Source organism: Streptomyces virginiae, from assembly GCF_040638905.1.
GTDB classification, from domain to species: domain Bacteria; phylum Actinomycetota; class Actinomycetes; order Streptomycetales; family Streptomycetaceae; genus Streptomyces; species Streptomyces virginiae_B.
This window is the reverse complement of sequence record NZ_JBEZYV010000001.1, coordinates 415,320-429,523: the sequence shown is the minus strand read 5'-3', so window position 1 is coordinate 429,523 and position 14,204 is coordinate 415,320. Positions and strand designations below refer to the sequence as shown.

At 72.9% G+C, this 14,204-nt stretch carries 17 protein-coding genes and 1 pseudogene; 7 read left to right on the top strand and 11 right to left on the bottom strand.

All coding sequences use genetic code 11. From position 1 onward, the window contains the following. Positions 1–239: 239 nt before the first annotated feature. Genes AB0F82_RS02125 through AB0F82_RS02115 form a run of 3 tightly spaced genes read right to left on the bottom strand, consistent with a single transcriptional unit; the run spans position 240 to position 2,505 of the window. On the bottom strand, positions 240–1,046 hold the full coding sequence (locus AB0F82_RS02125) for a metal ABC transporter solute-binding protein, Zn/Mn family (RefSeq protein WP_362622806.1): 807 nt from the start codon (positions 1,044–1,046) through the stop codon (positions 240–242). Then, on the bottom strand, positions 1,004–1,873 hold the full coding sequence (locus tag AB0F82_RS02120) for a metal ABC transporter permease (protein ID WP_362622804.1): 870 nt from the start codon (positions 1,871–1,873) through the stop codon (positions 1,004–1,006). Before AB0F82_RS02120 ends, AB0F82_RS02125 begins: the two co-directional genes overlap by 43 nt. Continuing rightward, complete coding sequence (locus AB0F82_RS02115) at positions 1,870–2,505, bottom strand: ATP-binding cassette domain-containing protein (protein ID WP_356814421.1); 636 nt, start codon at positions 2,503–2,505, stop codon at positions 1,870–1,872. The genes AB0F82_RS02120 and AB0F82_RS02115 overlap by 4 nt, the downstream gene beginning before the upstream one ends. 238 nt (positions 2,506–2,743) lie before the next feature. Here AB0F82_RS02115 and AB0F82_RS02110 point away from each other — a divergent pair, with 238 nt between their 5' ends. Then, on the top strand, positions 2,744–4,171 hold the full coding sequence (locus AB0F82_RS02110; protein ID WP_362622800.1) for a tyrosinase family protein: 1,428 nt from the start codon (positions 2,744–2,746) through the stop codon (positions 4,169–4,171). Continuing rightward, entirely contained in the window at positions 4,171–4,968 is a 798-nt protein-coding gene (locus tag AB0F82_RS02105) for a DUF2182 domain-containing protein (protein ID WP_362622797.1), read from the top strand. Before AB0F82_RS02110 ends, AB0F82_RS02105 begins: the two co-directional genes overlap by 1 nt. A gap of 6 nt (positions 4,969–4,974) precedes the next feature. On the opposite strand, the gene AB0F82_RS02100 is transcribed toward AB0F82_RS02105, so the two are convergent. Next, a complete protein-coding gene (locus AB0F82_RS02100) occupies positions 4,975–5,391 on the bottom strand; it encodes a VOC family protein (RefSeq protein ID WP_362622794.1) in 417 nt (138 codons plus the stop codon). A gap of 81 nt (positions 5,392–5,472) precedes the next feature. Beyond that, positions 5,473–6,129 (bottom strand): DUF2278 family protein, encoded by a 657-nt coding sequence (locus tag AB0F82_RS02095; protein WP_362622791.1) that lies wholly within the window; start codon positions 6,127–6,129, stop codon positions 5,473–5,475. A 196-nt stretch (positions 6,130–6,325) separates the two neighbouring features. On the opposite strand from AB0F82_RS02095, the pseudogene AB0F82_RS02090 reads away from it, so the two are divergent. Further along, positions 6,326–6,451 (top strand): annotated as a pseudogene (locus AB0F82_RS02090) (TOBE domain-containing protein); the annotation flags it as partial. A 221-nt stretch (positions 6,452–6,672) separates the two neighbouring features. Further along, entirely contained in the window at positions 6,673–7,125 is a 453-nt protein-coding gene (locus tag AB0F82_RS02085) for an iron chaperone (protein ID WP_356814427.1), read from the top strand. A 71-nt stretch (positions 7,126–7,196) separates the two neighbouring features. Here AB0F82_RS02085 and AB0F82_RS02080 read toward each other — a convergent pair whose 3' ends face one another. The 4 genes from AB0F82_RS02080 to AB0F82_RS02065 all read right to left on the bottom strand — a co-directional run bounded on the left by AB0F82_RS02080 (position 7,197) and on the right by AB0F82_RS02065 (position 9,405). After that, positions 7,197–7,622 (bottom strand): DUF732 domain-containing protein, encoded by a 426-nt coding sequence (locus AB0F82_RS02080; RefSeq protein WP_362622787.1) that lies wholly within the window; start codon positions 7,620–7,622, stop codon positions 7,197–7,199. An 88-nt stretch (positions 7,623–7,710) separates the two neighbouring features. Next, positions 7,711–8,016, bottom strand: a complete 306-nt coding sequence (locus AB0F82_RS02075) for a VOC family protein (RefSeq protein ID WP_362622785.1) — start codon at positions 8,014–8,016, stop codon at positions 7,711–7,713. A 368-nt stretch (positions 8,017–8,384) separates the two neighbouring features. Further along, positions 8,385–8,843: a GNAT family N-acetyltransferase gene (locus AB0F82_RS02070; RefSeq protein WP_362622783.1), complete on the bottom strand. Its 459-nt coding sequence runs from the start codon at positions 8,841–8,843 to the stop codon at positions 8,385–8,387. Between the two features lie 130 nt (positions 8,844–8,973). After that, positions 8,974–9,405 carry a VOC family protein gene (locus tag AB0F82_RS02065; RefSeq protein ID WP_362622781.1) on the bottom strand — a complete coding sequence of 144 codons (432 nt, stop codon included), beginning with the start codon at positions 9,403–9,405 and terminating at the stop codon, positions 8,974–8,976. 192 nt (positions 9,406–9,597) lie between these two features. Here AB0F82_RS02065 and AB0F82_RS02060 point away from each other — a divergent pair, with 192 nt between their 5' ends. Both AB0F82_RS02060 and AB0F82_RS02055 read left to right on the top strand, forming a co-directional pair. Beyond that, the gene (locus AB0F82_RS02060; RefSeq protein ID WP_362622779.1) at positions 9,598–10,257 is read left to right on the top strand and encodes a DUF4232 domain-containing protein; all 660 of its coding nucleotides are present in this window, start codon (positions 9,598–9,600) and stop codon (positions 10,255–10,257) included. A gap of 257 nt (positions 10,258–10,514) precedes the next feature. Beyond that, complete coding sequence (locus AB0F82_RS02055; RefSeq protein ID WP_362622777.1) at positions 10,515–11,087, top strand: DUF5133 domain-containing protein; 573 nt, start codon at positions 10,515–10,517, stop codon at positions 11,085–11,087. Here AB0F82_RS02055 and AB0F82_RS02050 read toward each other — a convergent pair. Then, positions 11,060–12,055: a nucleoside hydrolase gene (locus AB0F82_RS02050; protein WP_362622774.1), complete on the bottom strand. Its 996-nt coding sequence runs from the start codon at positions 12,053–12,055 to the stop codon at positions 11,060–11,062. The genes AB0F82_RS02055 and AB0F82_RS02050 overlap by 28 nt on opposite strands. Positions 12,056–12,301: 246 nt before the next feature. Here AB0F82_RS02050 and AB0F82_RS02045 point away from each other — a divergent pair, with 246 nt between their 5' ends. Further along, on the top strand, positions 12,302–13,081 hold the full coding sequence (locus AB0F82_RS02045) for a VOC family protein (protein WP_362622772.1): 780 nt from the start codon (positions 12,302–12,304) through the stop codon (positions 13,079–13,081). A 318-nt stretch (positions 13,082–13,399) separates the two neighbouring features. Here AB0F82_RS02045 and AB0F82_RS02040 read toward each other — a convergent pair whose 3' ends face one another. Beyond that, positions 13,400–14,197: a VOC family protein gene (locus AB0F82_RS02040; protein ID WP_362622769.1), complete on the bottom strand. Its 798-nt coding sequence runs from the start codon at positions 14,195–14,197 to the stop codon at positions 13,400–13,402. Between the last annotated feature and the right edge of the window lie 7 nt (positions 14,198–14,204).

Here is a 14,204-nt window from a genome sequence, read left to right as displayed (position 1 = left end):
TGCGGCCCACGGTCCCGATCTTCCGGGCGACGGTCACAGTGTCCCCTTCCCACGCGGGGCCGTGGACCACGTACCGGCCGGCGTCACAGAGCAGCTGCGCCCTCGCCCGCTCGAAGGTCTTCGGCGGCGCCGCGCCCTCCCACACCGTCCGTTCCCGGCCGCGTCGCGCAGGGAGCACCAGCTCGCCCCGGCAGTCGACGGACCCGGCGAACGAGTCGCCCGGGTCCGGGCCCGTGGGGTCAGGAGGAACCCATGGCCTTCTTCAGTTCCGCCGCGGCGTTGCGGTAGACCGGCAGCAGATCGAGGTCGTCCCCCGGATAGTTGACGATCTTCACCTGCTTGGCACCGGAGTCCGGCAGCACCGCGCCGGTGGACATGTGTGCGTTGTCCAGCACCAGTGACGGCTTCTTCGCCGCGAGTTCGGCGAGCTGAGCCGGGGTCACGGCCTCCGGCCCGTACGTGCCCACCGTGGTCGCGCCCGCGAGCTTCGCCGACCACGCCGTGAAGACCTGCGTCACGGCGGACGGGCTGCGGCCGCCCGGCCATCCGGCTTGCAGCTCCTTGTTCAGCTTCGTGTACTCGGCGTCGAAGCCGGTCTTCCACTGCGCGGCGGCATCCGCCGTGCCGAACAGCCCCGCCAGGCGGCCCACTTCGGCGGACACCTTGTCGGGGTCGTTGTCGAGCTCCACCTCGACGAGCTTCGCCTTGGACCCCGCCGCCTCCTTGATCTTGGCGGCATACGGCTCGAACGGCGCGTACAGCACGAAGTCGGCCTTGGCCACGGCGGCGAGGTCCGAGGGCTTGGGGTCGTAGTCGGGGGCGTGGTGGACGGACTGCGGCACGATGACCTGGATGTCCTCCGCGCCGGCGGCCTTCGCGAAGGCGCCCTCCCACGTGGTCGTCACGACCACGGTCGGCTTCCCGGTGCGCGGCAGCTCCGGTCCTTCGCCGGACGTGGACGAGGTGTCGTTCCCGCAGCCGGCGGTCAGGAAGAGGGCCGCGCTCAGTGCGAGGACGGCAGGGATGCGGACGCGGGTGCGCGCCATGAGCTGATTCTCCGTTCGGGTATGAAATGCACCGCGAGGACCAGTGCCCCCGCGGTCAGGACGAGGACCGGGCCGGGCGGCCAGTCCAGCCACAGGGCCAGCAGGAACCCCGTCAGGTTCACCGCGACGCCGATGCCGACCGCCCACAGGGTGATCGACTTCAGCGAACTGCCCAGGCGGCGCGCGGCGAGTGCGGGCAGCAGCGTCAGCGCGTCGACGAGCAGCGCGCCGGTGAGTTTGATGGCCCCGGCGACCGCGACGGCGACCAGGACCAGGAGCACGGCCGTCAGCACCCGCACGGGGACGCCGGAGCACAGGGCGAGTTCGCGGTCGTACAGCAGCAGCCCGATCTCGCGCCGCCGCCACCAGAACAGGCCGGGCACGGCGACGGCGAGGACGCCGAGGACGACGAGGTCGGGCGTGCCGACGGACAGGATCGACCCCCACAGCAGGGCGAAGGCGCCGGAGGCGTTGACCCCCGCCACGGCCAGCAGCAGCAGCGCCGCCGCGATGGCCAGGCTCATCAGCAGCCCCATCGCCCCCGAGAGGCCGTCCGGGGTACGGGCGAGCGGGGCCACGCCCGCGCCGGCCAGCGCGCACGCCACCAGCGCGCACAGCACGGGGTCGAGTCCGGTGAGCAGGCCCACGGCGATGCCCAGCAGGGCCACGTGCATCATCGCGAACCGCACCGGCATGATGTCGAGCCCGACGATGACGACACCGATGACCGGCAGTCCGACGGCGGCCAGCAGAAGTGCCGCTCCCGCCCGTTGAACGGGCAGCAGCTGCAGCAGTTCACCGAGGTCCGCGGTGGCCAGGGTGGTCACCGGACCACCCGCAACCGGCCCGCGGCCATCTCCAGTACGCGGTCGCAGCGGTCCGCAAGGGCCCGGTCGTGCGTCACCACGATCAGCGTCACCGGCAGGGCGGTGAGCACGTCCGCGGCCTGCGCCTGCCCGTCGAAGTCGAGGGCGGCCGTCGGCTCGTCCGCCAGGAGCAGCTCGGCGCCCGCCGCCACGCACCCGATCGCCCGGGCCAGGTACATGCGTTGCAGCTGACCGCCGGAGAGGGTGTGCAGGGGCCTCCCGGTCAGCGCGCCCACCCCGAGCCGGTCCGCCGCCTCGGCCGCTTCCGCCGGGGCGTGGCTGCCGGCCAGCAGCTCACTGCCGAGCAGGGGGAACCGCCCGGCGGCGGGCTTCTGCGGGATCCAGGCGCAGGCCCGGCGCCGCCACGCCCACTCGGCGGGGGAGCGGCCCTCCCGGCCGCCGACCAGGATCGAGCCCGCCATCTGGCGGTGCAGACCGAGGACGGCGCGCAGGAGGGTGGACTTGCCCGAGCCGTTGGTCCCGGTCAGCGCCACACGCTCACCGGCGGCGATCTCCAGGTCCACGTCGGCGACGGCCTCCACCCGGCCGTGCCGGCAGACGACCCCCCGCATGCGTACGTCCAACCCGCCCATCACACGCCCCTCGATCGTCTTCGACTGCGCGGGACGGCGCGGCTCCGCCTCCCACGTGCCAGTAGTCGGACGCGGGGCGTCCGGGGTTCCCGCTGGCCCGAACCGATTGCGCCGGGCCGCGCGCGGGTGCCCTTTCGGGCCTGCCGTCCGCGTGCCGGTCCGATCCCGGCATGCCCATTCGGTAGGTTTCCTACGGGTTTCTTGAGGTTCATCCGGGTTCTGGCGGAAGGTGGACGCGATGGGCAGCCCTCAGCAGGTGGCGCACGTGCGCAGGAACGTGTGGACCCTGCCGGCCGACGACCTGACGCTCGCCCACTACGCGGCGGCCGTCGCCGAGATGAAGGCACGGGACCCCGACGACCCCACCGGCTGGACCTACCAGGCGGCCGTCCACGGGACGGACACGACCCCCACGAGGCCCCTGTGGAACGGCTGCAAGCACGGCTCGTGGTACTTCCTCGCCTGGCACCGCATGTACCTCTGGTACTTCGAGCGGATCGTCCGCGCCACCGTCGTGCAACTGGGCGGCCCGGCCGACTGGGCGCTGCCGTTCTGGGACTACGACGCCGACCGGGAGCAGGCCCGCATCCCCCCGGCCTTCCGCGACGAGGAGGGCGGCGCCAACCCGCTGTTCGCCGAGCGGGCGAACGGGATCAACCAGGGGGAACCCCTGCCCTTCGAGATCACCTCCGCGGCCTACGCGATGGGGCGCACCCGGTTCGTCGGCGAAGCCGAGTTCGGCGGGGGCATCACGCCGAACGGCAGCACCTTCTGGAACCGCAAGGGCGCCCTGGAGGACACCCCGCACAACGCCGTGCACAGCCACATCGGCCGCTGGATGGGCAGGACCGGCACGGCCGCGCTGGATCCCGTCTTCTGGCTCCACCACGCCAACATCGATCGCCTGTGGTTCCTCTGGTCGAGCCGTACGGGGCACGACCATCCCGACGATCCGCGCTGGATCACCCAGGAGTACAAGTTCTTCGACGCGGACGGCAGCCAGCAGAGCCTGGCGGCCTCCGACATCCTCGACATCGCCGGCCGGCTGGGCTACACGTACGAGCAGCCCGTGCCGATCTCCCCTCCGGTGCCGCTCCCGCCGTCCATGACGAGGTCCCCCGTGCCCCAGATGCCGAGCGGTCCCGTCGACTCGGGGCCGACCCCGCCCAGGCGGCGCGAGATGGCCGGTTCGTCGGAGCGGCCCGTGCTGCTCGTCGGCCGCACGGCGAGCATCGCCGTACCGATCGACCGGCGGACCACCGGACCCCTCGGCGCGGCACTCGGCGTCGCCGCCCCCGACAACGACCGACGCGTGTACCTCAACGTCGAGGACATCGAAGGCGAAAGCAACCCCGACACGGTCTACGGCATCTACGTCAACCTGCCCGAAGGCGCCTCGCGCGAACAGGCGGAGGGACACCGCGTCGGCAACCTGTCGTTCTTCGGCATCGAGCGGGCCCAGGACCCCCGGGGCGACGAGCACCCCCACGGCCTGCGGGTGAGCGTCGAGATCACTCCGCTCGTGCGCAGGCTCCAGGCGGACGGGGCCTGGGACGAGGCCCGTCTGAACGTGACGTTCCGTCCGCTCGGACGGGGGGACGCCGCGGACGCGGAGGGCGAGGACCCGCCGGTCGAGATCGGGCGCGTCAGCCTCAGCTACACCTGATGGCGCCGCTGGGCGAGGTGCGGGCGCGGCCCCCGCGGACGGCGCCCGCGCCGCGCCGGCCACGGCCGCGCCTCTGCCTCCCCTTCGAACTGGCAGCCGTCGCCGCCTGGATCGCCGTGATCGCGCTGACCGTGACCGGGGCGGGGGCGGCGGGCGATGCGCCGCACCACCACACGGCACCGTCGCACGCGGCCCACGCACCCCACGCGGTGCCCGGCCCCGGAGTCTTCGGCGGCCTGCCGATGTGGGCGCTGATGTGCGTCGCGATGATGCTGCCCGCGACGCTCCCGGCGCTCGCCCACGTGGGCGCGAACAGCCTGCGGAGGCGCCGGCAGCGCGCGATGGCCGGCTTCGCCGCCGTCTACCTGGCGGTGTGGACCGGCTACGGCGCGCTGCTCCTCGCGCTCGCCCCGCTGTGGTCGCGGCTGCCCGCCGACGCCGTCCTGGCCTGCGCGCTCGCGCTCGCGTCCGGCTGGCAGCTGACGGTCCACAAGCGCCGCGCCCTGCGCGACTGCCACCGCTCCTCCCCGCTGCCGCTCAGCGGCCTGCCCGCCCTGGCGGGCACCGGCCGCTTCGGGCTGCGCCACGGCGGCGCCTGTCTGCGGTCGTGCTGGGCGCTGATGCTGGTGATGGCCGTCGCCGGCGGGGGTCCGGGCATGCTCGGCTGGATGGCGGCACTCACCGGCATCGTCACCGCGGAGCGGTTCGCCCGTACGCCGAGGCGCTCGGCGAGCCTCGCCGCCGCGGCCCTCGCGGGGGCCGCGCTGGCGGTCGCCCTCACACCGGCCCTGAGCTGAGGTGCCTCAGGCAGGCAGGTCCTGGAGGTTCAGCTGCCAGGACACGCCGAAGCGGTCGTTCACCCAGCCGAACCGGGCGCTGAAGCCGTACGAGCCCACGGGCATCAGCTCCTTGCCCCCGTCGGCGAGGGCCGCGTAGAGGCGGTCGAGCTCGGCCGGGGACCCGCACTCCACGAAGAGCGAGACCGCCGGGGTGAAGCCGAACTCGTGCTTGACGTAACTGTCGATGCACATGAACCGCTGTCCGGCGAGCGAGAACGTGGCGCGCAGCACGGTGCCCTCCTCGCCGGGACCGTCGGCGCCGTAGCGGGTGATGTCGATGACCTCGGAGTCGTCGAACAGGGAGGAGTAGAAGGTCAGCGCCTCCTCCGCCCTGCCCTCGAACATCAGGAACGTGGTGATCTTCTGGGGTGCCGAGGCCATCGAGGCTTTCCTCCGGGTGACGGGGCGTGTGCTGCGGGGCGAGGCCAGGACACGGCGCCGACCATGCCGGGATAGCGGCGGCTACACAGGGTGTCCGTCGGCGTCGGTGTGGTCCTTCTGGGTGGAGAACTTGTTCAGGAACACGTCGTACCGGCCGTCGGGGCGGCGGGTCAGCGTCGCCCCGTCCTGCCAGACGCCGTTCTCGGGCCACCACGGGCTGCCGAACGGGTCGCCCTGGTTCTGGTGGATGTTGTGCACTCCCAGACCGGTGTCGAAGGGCTCCCCGAAGACCAGCACCGGACGGCCGACGACCAGCATCGGCTCGAAGGCCAGCGCGGCGTCGAGATTGGTCCCCGACGACCACGGCCGGGAGGTCTTCACCAGCCGTTCGAGCAGCTCCCGCACCCGGTCGGGCAGCCACGAGGGCCAGACCGGCCCGCCCCGCAGCCCCGGATGCCGGATGTAGTCGAGGGCGCCGGACCCGGCGGTACGGGCCAGCTCGTGGTACCCGGGGGCCGCCGCGGCCACCGGGCCGAGCGCGGAGGCGTCCACCGTGAACACCTTCCACTGCACACCGGTCGCCGATTGGTGACTGTCCACGTCGACGGCGCACTTGTAGCGGCCGTCCGGCGTGTCGACCCGGAGATTGACGTGGAACCACGCCCCCTCCGTGTCGGGGGTGTCCCGGAAGTGCTGGTGCAGGGTCCCGGAGAGGACCCCGTAGTGCGCGAAGGGCATGGTCCCCAGTGAAGCACCGGGCCGCACGACGGGCACCGCGACGCGCGACAGCGGCAGGTGCCAGCCAGGAGGGTGGTTGTGGCCGGCGGACGAGAGGGACCCGGAGCGGGGGCCGGCCCGGCCCCCTACTGTCGAGGACGCGCGGTCCGTTCGGGCCGTGCACGGTGTTCACACAAGAGGTCGAACCTTCATGAGTCTCAGCATCCGCAACCAGATCGCAGGCACCGTCACCGCCGACGCCGTCGAGGCGCTGGGCCTGGCCGCCGGCTCGCCCGTCGTGGCCCTGATCAAGTCGACCGAGATCTCCCTCGCCACCACCTGATCCGCCCTCAGATGCCCGGTGACGTCGTGAGGGGTGTGCGGATTGCGCCTGCGGAATGTATCAGTCGGAAAAGACGGCAAGTGAGCCTGAGCCCCAGGACTGACCTGGCAAATGCCGTACTTGCCGGTGGCTTTGTTCGTTTGCCCGGGCCGATGTCGGTGCGCCGGGATAAGGTCCCCTCAAGTCCCGCACATGCGAGGTCCTCAAGGGGGAGATCAGTCATGAGCAGCACGGATAGCGCCAAGCACGAGGGATTCACGGCCGAGGAGCGGGCCGCGATGAAGGACCACGCCCAAGAGCTGAAGACGGCGGCGCGCCGCAGTTCGCGCGCGGACAAGGCGGCGGCCGCCGAGCAGGACGTGCTCGCGAAGATCGCCGAGATGCAGGACTCCGACCGGATCATGGCCGAGCGCGTCCACGCCGTCGTCACGGCCTGCGCCCCGTCGCTCGCGCCGAAGCTCTGGTACGGGATGCCGTCCTACGCCCTGGACGGGAAGGTCGTGGTCTTCTTCCAGAGCGCGGAGAAGTTCAAGGCCCGTTACGCGACCCTCGGGTTCAGTGACCTGGCGAAGCTGGACGAGGACACGATGTGGGCGGCCGGCTTCGCCCTGACCGAGGTGACGCCCGAGGTTGAGGAGCGGATCGCCGGGCTCGTGAAGCGGGCGGTGGGCTGAGCGGGACTGCGGAGACCGGCCCGGTCCGCCGTCGTCACGACGGCGGACCGGGAGCCCCGGTGGCGTTTCCGTCAGTAGGTGGGGCAGATGTTGGCCTGGACGGTGGCGAGGATGAGTGCGCTCTTGGTCGGGCCGAAGCCATTGGGGTGGTCGGGGCCGATGAAGCGCTGCTCGACCTGGGCAACGCGCCTGGTGGGGTCCTTCTCGTCCTTCATGGCGGCGCACTGGTCGCGTCCGCGGCTGATGGCCTTGTCGTCGTTGCCGTTCACGATCTCGGGGTCTATGCCGTTGAGGGTGGCGAGGTAGATGACGCGCTTGTCGCCCGTGGGCTCGGGCGGTACGCCGGCGGCGTCCGCTGCGCCGGTGGTGGTGGGCGAGGCCGTCGGCGTGGTGGCGACGGGCGTGGGTTCGGCGTCGCTCTCGGGCTCGCTGGTGCAGCCGGTGACGGCGAGGAGTGCGACGGAGGCCAGCAGCGTGGCGATCTGGGGTGTGCGCATCCGGACATGGTGGCGCCGGGCACCGCGGAGAGTGTGCCCTGTGACGCAGCTGTGACGCGCGCAGTCCCGGAGGCAGGCGTGCGAGCGCCTATCGGGTCGGCTCGGGGACGGTCAGTACCACCGTGCGGCCGTCGGGGTCGGTCAGTGTGTGCCGACCGGGCGTCCGGCCCTCCGTGTCGCGCGCCGGCGCCGTCAGGCCGAGGCGCAGGTAGCCGGTCTCCGGGCGGCGCGTGGCCGGGTAGAGCTCCAGCACGCCTCCGTCGGCGAAGGCCGCCGCGTAGTGGTCCGGCCCGTCGCCGTGCTTCTCCGGTACGAGGTCCAGGCCGAGGCCGGCATAGAACGCGCGGCACTCCTCCAGCCGGGTCGTGCAGATCACGAGCAGGTCGATGGTCATGAGGCGCCGCCCGCGGGATCGGCGGGTGTGTGGTGGTGCACGGTGAAGTTCGGCATCCCTTCCCTTCCGTCGAGTGTGATCTTCCGTCAACTCCGGCCGGGCGGGGTGACGGAGCGGATGCGGAAGCTCCTGGGGCCGTACGTTGTCGCCGCGGACGCCGACTTCCGTGACGGCGCGCTGTTTTTCCGGACCACCGACGGCCACGACGCGGGGATCGACGTGTCAACGAGGTCTGCCCCGCCGTCAGCCGCTGCCCTCCGGGACGGTTCTTCGACGCCTCGGCCCACCTCGTGGACCGTCTCGGGGCGAGCATGGTTCCCACGGACCGGCCGGTGATCCCGGCCGCGCCCTCGAAGCCTGCCTCACGGTCAGGGGCGGGCCGGGGGCATGTCGTAGGTGACCCACATGGTGCGCGTGGCCACCTGGTCGTACTTGGCCCTCGCCCGGTGGTTGTCGTCCGCGGTGATCCAGCGGACCACACTCCAGCCCCGTTCGGCCGCGAGCTCGCGCAGCGCGCCCAGCAGCAGGTCGGCGGCGCCCGAGCCGCGGTGTTCCGGCGCCACGAACAGGTCGTCGAGGAAGCAGCCGACCGTCGCCGAGAGGGGCCGGGCGAAGGGGCGGAAGTGGGCCAGGCCGAGGAGCCGGCCCGCGGTGTCCTCGGCCACCAGGGCGCTGACCTCGTGGGCCGGGTCGGCCACCCACGACCAGGCCGTGGCCGCCGCCTCCTCGGTCTGCTCCACCTCGTAGAAGTCGGCGTAGCCGCGGTACAGGGTGCGCCACTGCGCGAAGTCCCCGGGCCGTACGGCGCGCACGGTGATGTCGGACATGGGGCTGGACTCCTGTGGTCGAAGGGTGCGAAGTATCGATCATGCTGGAGTCCCGCCGGGGAGGCAGCTGCCGCGGTGTCGAAACGGGGACGGCCGCATCGCCACCGTGGACGATGGCGCGGCGGCCGGGTCAGCCCTCGGGCGTGCTGATGTTGACGAGCCAGGTGATGCCGAACCGGTCCGTGCACATGCCGAAGACGTCGCCCCACATCTGCTTCTCCAGCGGCACCGAGACCGTGCCACCACCGGAGAGGCGGTCCCAGTAGCCGCGCAGCTCGGCGGCGTCCTCCCCGCTCACGCTCACCGAGATGTTGTTGCCGGGGTCGTGCTGCCTCCCGGGAGGGTTGTCGGCGCCCATGAGCGTGAAGCCGCCGGCGGTCTCCAGCATGCCGTGCATGATCTTGTCGGCGGCGGCGACGGCAGCGTCGTCGCCGGCGTCCGCGCCGCCGAAGTCGCCGTACGTGTTCAGCGACAGCGTGCCGCCGAAGACCTCCTTGTAGAACTCCATGGCCTGCCGGGCGTCGCCGTCGAAGTTGATGTACGGGTTGAGGCGTGAGGGCATGACATGTCCCCTTCGTGGTGATATGCGGTCGTTTTCAGGTTAGGTGAGGCGGGAGCGGCGCGCCGGCAACCGTGGTGGACTCGGCGACGCCCCGTCACCAAGCTGTGAAGCTTCGGCGGGACCCTGGTGCCAGGCCCGCCGGTACCGGCCCGGCCCAGCCCGCGCTCGCCGCACCTCATCTGGGGGAACACCATGAGCATCGTTCGCAGAACCGCCGTCGCCCTCACCGCCCTGTCGGCACTGGTACTGACCGCCTGCGGGCCCACCGGGGACGACGCGGCGGCCGGCACCGGTGGGCCGTCCGCCGGCGCGACCACGAGCGCGTCCCCGTCCGGTTCCGCGTCGCCGTCGAAGTCCGCGACACCGCCGGCGACGCCGGCCAAGCCGTCGAAGTCCGCCGGTTCCCCCGGCGCGAGCGCGTCGGCCGATCCGGACTTCGACGTCTTCCCGTGCAGCACCTACGACGTGACGTTCACCGCGACCCTGGCGGAGCCCACGACCAGCAGCTACCTGCTGAAGATCACCAACAAGGGGACGAAGGCGTGCAGGGCGCTCGGGCACCCGGTCGTGACCTTCGGCGCTCTGGACGGGCAGGCCACGGAGCGGGGCAAGGCCCCCGGCATCGAGGACGCGATCCGGCTCGACCCGGGCGAGTCGGCCTACGCCGGTCTCATGGGCGGCGCCGCCGACGGCACCGGCAAGACCGTCGACTCGATTGCCATGACCATGAGCACCGAGTCGGATCTGGCACAGACCCCGCTCAAGGCGGCGACCCCCGGCCTGTACGTGTCCTCCACCAAGAACTCCGTGACCCCCTGGATGGACAACGCGGAAGACGCCCTGAGCCTCTGATCCTGTAACCCTGACGGGTGACCCTGACCGTGCTGCGCCGGGGGGCGGGCCTGACGACCGCCCACTGCGCGGCACGCTCCGCACCGGCACGCCCGCCGCTGCGGAGCGTTCGCGCGACTCGGTCGAAGTCAACGCGCGGTTCCGGGAATCCCCACATCGGGGGATCCGCTCCCCGTCGCCCGCGTGTGCGCGCCGACCGCTCCTGCGCAGGTGCTACACAGCGGCATCCACCCGGAGCAGACCCGAGGAGCGGACGGATGATGCAGAGCCCGGCGGGCCACCGCCGCACGGAAGGCGGAGCCGCCGTAACGGACGCGCACGCGGACACGGAGGCGGACGGCGCCGCGGCCCAGGCCGCGCTCGCCGGCGCGACCGGGATGGTGATGGCCCTCGTGCCCTGCACGGCCGAGAGTGCCCGGCGTGTCCTCGGCGACGCGGCGCGCGCGGCGGGCGTCACGCTCCGGCTCATGGCGCGCACCGTCATCGCGACGCGCGCCTGCCCCGCGGACGTGGACCCGGACTGCGAGCGGGCGTTGCGCGCGGCAATCGGGCACGCCCGGAGCCGGCAGCCCCCTTCACCGCCCGCCCCGGGAACGCTCCTCCCGGCCCCGGACGTCCTGCGCGGACACCTGAACCACCTGAGGGCCCTGCGCCGCCGTACGCTGGCCGCGCCCGACGAACCGGCGCTGCGCGCCGCGCTCGACGACGCCGCGTACACGCTGTGCGTGCTGATGGGACAGCGCAACGCCCACAGCGCCCTGCTCGCCGCCGAGGAGCGCGTGGCCGCTCACCGGCTTCCCCCTCACGTGGCCCCGGGCGGCCCCGCTTGATCCGCTTGATCCGCGTGGTCCGAGCCACCGCCGCCCAGTGCCGCCACGGCCGTCAGCAGCCGGTCCCAGAACAGGTCCGCCCGTAGCCCGACGGCGACCCGGGCGTTCGCCGGCAGCCCCAGCGTGCCGTGCAGGTCCACCACGGTCGCCCCGCGCGTGTGGCGGCCGTGGAGTTCCACGGCCACGTGCGCGTCCACGCAGGTGACCAGCTGCGGGTCGATGACCCGGGCGACCGCGACCGGGTCGTGCACCGGGGGCGCGGGGAAATCCCACAGGCGCCGGTAGGTGCCCGCGAAGAAGCCCAGCAGCTCGGCGCAGATCCGCCCGAGGTCAGTGTCCAGGGCCTCGAAACGGGCGACGACCTCGGGCGTCGCGAGGGCCTGATGGGTGACGTTCAGGCCGCACATGGTCACCGGGACGCCGCTGCGGAAGACGATGTCCGCGGCCTCCGGGTCGGTGTGGATGTTGAACTCGGCGGCCGGGGTCCGGTTCCCCCGGTCCGTGGACCCGCCCATCAGCACGATCTCCCTGATCCGCCCCGCCAGCTCGGGGTAGCGGGTCAGCAGCAGGGCGATGTTCGTCAGGGGTGCGGTCGGCACCAGGGTGACCGGCTCCGGGTGCCCGGCCAGGATCCGCCGCAGCAGCTCCACCGCGTGCTCGGGCTCGGCCGCCAGGGACGGCTCGGGGAAGCGGGGGCCGTCCAGCCCCGACACCCCGTGCACGTCCTCGGCGACCCGCAGCGGCTCCACCAGCGGTCCCGCGCACCCCGCGGCGACCGGAACGCCGGTGATGCCGGCGGCGGTGCACACCCGCAGGGCGTTCAGCGTGGTCTTCTCCACGGTCTGGTTGCCCGCCACCGTGGTGACGGCCAGCAGGTCCACCCCCGGGTCGCCCGCGGCGAGGAGGATCGCCAGGGCGTCGTCATGCCCCGGATCGCAGTCGATGACGATGGGAACGGGAACGCTCAAGGCCGGACACCTCTCCTCGGTCCGCGGCCGCCGCGGCGCGGGCCGCCGGCTCCAGTGTGCGCACCGGGAAGCCGGCGCACAGCGCCATCGTCAGCCCTTGTCCCATACGACGACGTCGAACGTGCCGCGCGTGTCGGAGGCCTGGCCTATAGTCCGTTTCGTCCGTTTGTGTTAGGAGTGGGTCCGGTGGGGCACCCGTCCTGCGACGGGACCGAGTGCCGGGGCGGCGATCGGAGGAGCGGTGCGATGACCACGAACAGCCGTGACGTGTTCGGCGTGCCCTGCTGGGTGAACCTCACGGCCCCCGGTCTCGCGGAGGCTGAGGAGTTCTACGCCGGGGTGCTGGGCTGGACGTTCCGTGCCACCCGGCTCGGCGAGAACTTCCGCGTCGCACTCCTGGACGGCCGCCCCGTCGCCTCCGTCGGCGCGTTCGCCCCGGAGTTCGGCGTGCCGACCGCGTGGACGCCGTACTTCGCCGTCGACGACGCGGAGGTGACCTCCGCCCGCGTCCGCGAGCGGGGCGCGACGATGGCGGTCGGGCCGCTCGCCTTCGCCACCGGGAGGGCGGCGCTGGCCGCCGACCCGTCGGGAGCGGTCTTCGGCTTCTGGGAGGGCGAGGTCGTCCAGGAGTGGCACGCCGGGCAGGAGGACGCGGCCGCGTGGGTCGAGCTCCGCACCCGCGACGCGTTCGCCGCCGCGGTGTTCTACGGGGAGGTCCTCGACTGGGGCTGCGACCGGCCCGGATGCTGCGACGTCGCTTACGAACACGACCACGTGGTGGTGCGCCGCGGCAGCCAGACCGTCGCGCGGATCGACGCCGGAGCCGTGGAGAACGCCCCCGAGCCGCAGGTCCGGCCCCGCTGGCACGTCCATTTCGCCGTGGCCGACCTCGACGGCGCCGTCGACCGTGCGGTCCGCCGCGGTGGAGCGGCCGTGACCCCCGTACGGTATTCCCCGACGGACCGCCGGGTCACGCTCCGGGACCGGACCGGGGCCCTCTTCACCGTCAGCGAGGAAACCGACTGAACCGGGCCCGGTCCGCGGACCCCGCCAGGACCCGTCCGGCATCGCGGCGAAGGCGCGCCGGAGGGGGCGCTGGTCGGAGCTCCCGCGGCTTTCTCGTCGTCGACGAGGACTGACTCCGCGGCAGTCGGGCGATCCGGCCGCGGACCAGCCCCGCGGCCGGCAGTACGCCGTCCGGAACCGGAGGAGACGCGGGCCCGGGTGCGGACGGGGCGGCCGGTGCAGGGGGCCGGCCGCGGCGGGGGAAAGGGTGGCGGACGCGGGCCGGCTCCGGAGTCCGAGGGATCGGGCGGCCCCGGCGGCCGCCGCCGGCTTCCCGGGTCAGTCCGACGACGGGGTCAGCACCACGAAGTCCGCGCCCGCCGGGTCCAGGCAGACGGCCAGCCGGCCGACGCCCTCGGCGTCCTCCGGCCCCATCTGCACGCTGCCGCCGTTCCCGGTGACGGCGGCGACCGCGGCGTCGCAGTCCGTGACGGCGAAGACCGGGTGCCAGTACGGCTTCCCGCCCGCCGTGGCGAGCTGCTCCGCGGGCAGTTCCATCACGCCGCCGTGCATGCGTTCGGCCACCTGACCGGCGGGGGTGACCAGGGCGTACGTACCTCCGCCGCCCGGCAGTTCCATGTCGCTGTACCACCAGCCGAAGACCCCGCCGTAGAAGTCCTTGGCGGCCGCCGCGTCGCTCGTGCAGAGCTCCGTCCACGACAGCGAGCCCGGCTCGTCCACCAACTCGACGCCCTTGCTGGTTCCCGGCTGCCATACGGCGAACTGGCCTCCCAGCGGGTCGCTGTACTGGGCCATCCGCCCCCACTCGTCGAGGTCCCTGGGAGGCACCCGCACCGTGCCGCCGGCGCGCTCGACGGCTCGGGTGGTGGCGTCCGCGTCGGGGACGCTGTAGTAGATCATCCAGGCCGGCCGGGCACCCTCCTCGGTGAGCTTGCCGAGCCCGGCGACGATCTTCCCGTCCTTGCGGAACATCCCGCCCTCCATGTCCTCCCCCTCACCCATGGACTCGTAGTCCCAGCCGAGCACGGCGCCGTAGAACGCCGCCGCGGCGGGCACGTCGGGCACGCCGAGGTCGATCCAACAGGGGGAGCCGGCGGCGAAATCAGTGGTGATCATGGTGTTC